This is a genomic window from Kribbella sp. (assembly GCF_035655035.1).
GTDB lineage: Bacteria > Actinomycetota > Actinomycetes > Propionibacteriales > Kribbellaceae > Kribbella.
This window is the reverse complement of sequence record NZ_DASRVN010000477.1, coordinates 1-4412: the sequence shown is the minus strand read 5'-3', so window position 1 is coordinate 4412 and position 4412 is coordinate 1. Positions and strand designations below refer to the sequence as shown.

Sequence of the window (4412 nt, the reverse complement as noted above, 5' to 3'; positions counted from 1 at the left end):
GGTGGGGTGAAAGCCTTGCGGGGAAGGCGTAGGCCGATTGAGGGGCTGTAGTGGCGGAACCACCGGTTCGCCCCGGGAGCGTCGCCGCGTACCCACCGGTTCGCCACCTGCCGCTGCAGCACCAAGTCCGCCGACACCATGCGAGAACCCTGTGCCAGCAGGCGTTTCAGCAGCAGCGTGGAGATGTTGTACGGCGGGCTCGACACCACCCGGAACGGCCGTGACGGCAACCTCAGGTCACCGGCATCGGCCCGGACGACCGTCACCGGTGCGTCCGCGAACCGCCGGCGCAACCGGTCGGCACGACCGGGATGGAGTTCGACCGCGATCACCCGGGCGCCGGCACGGACCAGCGGCGCGGTCAACGCACCGAGGCCGGCCCCGACGTCGAGGACGAGTTCGCCGGGGACGACCCCGGCCGCGTCCACAACCCGTTCGGCCCAACGACTATCGAGCGGATGCCATCCCCAGGCACCCCGCGCCTGCCCGGAGGCGGGCACGACGGACCATCACGAAGTACGTAATCATGCGCCGACCCTAACCGCCCCTTCCCCAGCACCTCAAAGCATTTTCGCCGCAGCCCAACGCCGTCACGCCCCCCGTCCGTACGCCGAGAACAGGCCGTCCGCCACCAACGCCGACCAGACTCCCGTAATCACCAGCTGACTGTTGCCATCGGCAAGCAGCGTCGGACCGCCCGCGCGCATCCCCCCGACTACTGCGCGTCGCCGGACAGCCATCTCCACCCCTCGGACCTGATCGCGTCCAGCGCGGGTGTGGTAGTAAGTGGAATCATGGTCGAGCTGAGGACCCCCGCGGAGATCGAGCAGATGCGCGCGGCCGGGCGGGTGGTCGCGAACGCGTTGCAGACCGTGAAGAAGCACGCCACGGCCGGCGTCTCACTGCTCGAGCTCGACGAAGCCGCGCGGGACGTACTGCGTTCGGCCGGGGCGGTGTCGCTGTTCGACGGGTATCAACCCGGTTTCGCGACGGCACCGTTCAGCGGTGTGATCTGCGCGTCGGTGAACGACGCCGTACTGCATGGTCTCCCCAACGATCTGCAACTGCGGGACGGTGACCTGCTGAACGTGGACTGCGGCGCGTCGATCGACGGCTGGTGCGCGGACTCTGCGATCAGTTTCTGTGTCGGTACGCCGCGGGCCGCGGACCTGGAGCTGATCGCGACCACCGAGGAAGCGCTCGCCGCCGGTATCGCGGCCGCCGTACCGGGCAACCGGATCGGCGACATCGGCGCCGCGATCGGCCGGATCGGCAAGCGGGCCGGCGTCGGCACCAACCTCGACTTCGGCGGCCACGGCATCGGCCGCCGGATGCATCAAGATCCGCACATCCCGAACGACGGCCGCCCCGGCCGCGGCCTCAAACTCCACCCCGGCCACGTCTTCGCCATCGAACCCTGGTTCTGGTCCGGCCCGGGCTCCACCTACCGCATCGACCCCGACGGCTGGACCCTCCGCTCCGCCGACCGAACCCGAGGCGCGCACGCCGAACACACCGTAGCCATCACCCCCGAAGGGCCGCAGATCCTCACCCTCCCGTAAGGACACGGACGACGTGACGATCGCGGCTGGGCAAGACTCAGAATCCTGGCGATAATGGCGAGAAGAATCGCCATTATCGGTTAGAATGGAGATTCTGTTCGTCATTAGATGGAAGGATGACACGTGGCTCGGTCGACTGTACCGGTGCGGACGCGGCTCGCGGCCGAGCGGATCGGTGCGCATGTGACCGCGTGGCGCAAGTTGCAGAGCCTCACCGCCGCTCAAGTCGCAGACCGGGCCGGTGTCTCCCGGGACACTCTGCGCAAGTTGGAGCACGGGGAGACCACAGTCGGCCTCGATGTCTTCCTCAATGTCGCCCGAGTGCTGGGGACGCTGGATCGGGTGGTCGAGGCGCTCGATCCGTACGAGACCGACCTGGGTCGCGCCCGAGCGGATCAGGCGCTGCCGAAAAGAGTCCGCCGATGAGCGACGCCGTCCTCGTCTCCGTCGATCTCGACGGACGACCGGTCGATGTCGGTACGGCATACTTCAGCCGCCGTCGCAACGTCCTCTCGACGACGTTCCGGTACAGCGAGGCGTATCTGGCTCGAACTGACGCCTACGCGATCGACCCGGCGATGCCGCTCGCGCAGGGAAATCACACCTTCGCCGGCATGCCAGGCGCTCTGACCGACTGTTCACCAGACCGCTGGGGCAAGAACCTGATCGGCAAGCAGGTGCGGATCCGGGCGTTGCGGGAGGGCAGAACGAGCCCATCCGTGAGTGAGGTGGACTACCTCTTGGGAGTCAGCGATCTGACCCGTCAGGGGGCCCTCCGATTCCGTACGTCATCAGATGGCCCCTACCTTGCTCCAGATCTCACGGTTCCCAAGGTCGTGGAGCTTCCCAGGCTGCTGCAGGCCGCTGATGCCGTGGCCCGGGACCCCGACGATCTGTCGGCCGTGAAGGACCTGCTGGACGCTGGCTCCGGCTCGCTGGGCGGAGCCCGGCCGAAGGCGTCCGTGCGCGACGGGAACCGGCTGTTCATCGCCAAATTCCCGCATCACGGTGACGAGTGGGACGTCATCGGCTGGGAAAAGACGACGCTCGATCTGGCTCACCGCGCGGGCATCGCGGTTCCCGCCCGGGGGCTCACTGCGGTCGGCAGCCGACCGGTGCTCGTGCTTGAGCGTTTCGATCGGGAGCGGCAAGGACGGATCGGGTACGTGAGCGCGATGACGATGGTGCAGGGTAAGGACGGCACGTCGGGCGACTACCTCGAACTCGCCGAGACTCTGACGGAGTACGGTTCGCGAGTTAGCGCCGATCTGCGGCAACTGTGGCGGAGGATTGCGTTCTCGGTCGCCGTTCACAACACCGACGACCATCTGCGCAACCATGGCTTCCTTCGCGACGGGCGATCCGGATGGCGCCTGTCCCCGGCCTTCGACATCAACCCGAATCCGGAGACCAGCAGCCAACGCGTGACCGGTATCGGTGGCGCATATCGACGCGATGACGAGTTGACCGGTCTGATGTCGTACGTCGACTCGTTCAGGCTCGACACCGATGAGGCCCGCCGGATCCTTCGAGAAGTACTGGATGGGACCGCCGCTTGGAAGGAGGTTGCCCGCAGCAACGGCGTCCCAGAGAGCGAGCTGCCGCGCTTCGAGGACGCCCTGGAAGGCCTGCGCCGGCAGATGAGCGAACTGGCCGGTTGAGCCACTCCGAGTCGCGGATGACGTGCGGTCGCCTGACCATATTCGGTGTCGCGTGGATACTTCCATTCAGAACAAGGGGTCTTGGGGTGGTTGGGGAGGGTGCATGCCGCGGATGGGTTCGGAGCGGTGGGAGGAGTGGCGAGCGAAGCCGTGTTTGGCCAGTAAGGGGCGGACCTTCGCGTCGAAGGCGCGTTGGTAGCTGGGGGCTGCGTAGGCGCCGTGGGCGTACAGGGACTCGTAGCGGCTGACCAGTGCGGGATGGTCGTACGCGAGCCATTTCATGAACCACTCCTTCACGCCGGGCCGTAAGTGCAGCACCAACGGGGTGACGCCGGTGGCGCCGGCGGTGGCGAGGGACGTCAGGAGTTGGTCGAGTTGGTCCGTGGAGTCGGTCAGCCACGGGAGGACAGGAGCGACCATCACGCCGCACGGCAGGCCGGCTTCGCGGATGGTGTGGATGAAGTCGAGGCGGCCGCGGACCGACGGTACGCCGGGCTCGAGGCGACGGCGGAGTACCTCGTCACCGAGGGCCAGGGAGACGGCGATGCCGACCGGGACGTCGGCGGCGGCCTCGGTGAGCAACGGCAGGTCTCGGCGGAGCAGAGTGCCCTTGGTGAGGATCGACAGCGGTGTGCCGGAGGAGGCGAGTGCGTCGATGATGCCGGGCATCAGCCGGTAGCGGCCCTCGGCGCGCTGGTACGGATCGGTGTTGGTGCCCAGGGCAACCGGTTCGCGGGACCAGGACGGGCGGGCGAGCTCACGGCGCAGAACCTCGGCGACGTTGGTCTTCACCACGATCTGCCGGTCGAAGTCCTGCCCGGTGTCGAGCTCCAGGTAGGCATGGGTCGGGCGGGCGAAGCAGTATCGGCAGGCGTGGGTGCAGCCGCGGTACGGATTGACGGTCCAGTTGAACGGCAGCGCCGAACCTGGCACGGAGTTCAGCGCGGACCGCGCGAGCACCTCATGGAACGTGATCCCCTGGAACTCCGGCGTCGTCACCGACCGCACCAGCCCCGCGATCGCCCCGAGCCCCGGCAGCGTGCCCGGAGTCTCGGCGTCGATGCGTTGCCCTGCCCATCTCATGCGCTATAGTCGAACACATGTTCGATCTCGGGTCAATTCACGGCACGCGCAGCCTGTGATGTCTCAGGACATCGGTGACGGTTCTGTATCAGGAGATAGGTGACAG

At 67.4% G+C, this 4412-nt stretch carries 5 protein-coding genes; 3 read left to right on the top strand and 2 right to left on the bottom strand.

Annotated elements, in window-relative coordinates:
• Positions 1 to 500, bottom strand: a 500-nt coding sequence (locus VFF46_RS26105) for an rRNA adenine N-6-methyltransferase family protein (protein WP_414673092.1), incomplete at its 3' end; no start/stop codon positions are given.
• Between the two features lie 294 nt (positions 501 to 794).
• Between VFF46_RS26105 and map the strand changes: the two genes are divergently transcribed.
• The 3 genes from map (at position 795) to VFF46_RS26090 (ending at position 3223) form a co-directional block, all read left to right on the top strand.
• Positions 795 to 1562 (top strand): type I methionyl aminopeptidase, encoded by a 768-nt coding sequence (gene map / locus VFF46_RS26100; protein WP_325039855.1) that lies wholly within the window; start codon positions 795 to 797, stop codon positions 1560 to 1562.
• Between the two features lie 123 nt (positions 1563 to 1685).
• A complete protein-coding gene (locus VFF46_RS26095) occupies positions 1686 to 1988 on the top strand; it encodes a helix-turn-helix domain-containing protein (protein WP_325039854.1) in 303 nt (100 codons plus the stop codon).
• On the top strand, positions 1985 to 3223 hold the full coding sequence (locus tag VFF46_RS26090; protein WP_325039853.1) for a type II toxin-antitoxin system HipA family toxin: 1239 nt from the start codon (positions 1985 to 1987) through the stop codon (positions 3221 to 3223). The genes VFF46_RS26095 and VFF46_RS26090 overlap by 4 nt, the downstream gene beginning before the upstream one ends.
• Before the next feature lie 66 nt (positions 3224 to 3289).
• On the opposite strand, the gene VFF46_RS26085 is transcribed toward VFF46_RS26090, so the two are convergent.
• Positions 3290 to 4306 (bottom strand): Rv2578c family radical SAM protein, encoded by a 1017-nt coding sequence (locus VFF46_RS26085; protein WP_325039852.1) that lies wholly within the window; start codon positions 4304 to 4306, stop codon positions 3290 to 3292.
• Positions 4307 to 4412 lie beyond the last annotated feature (106 nt).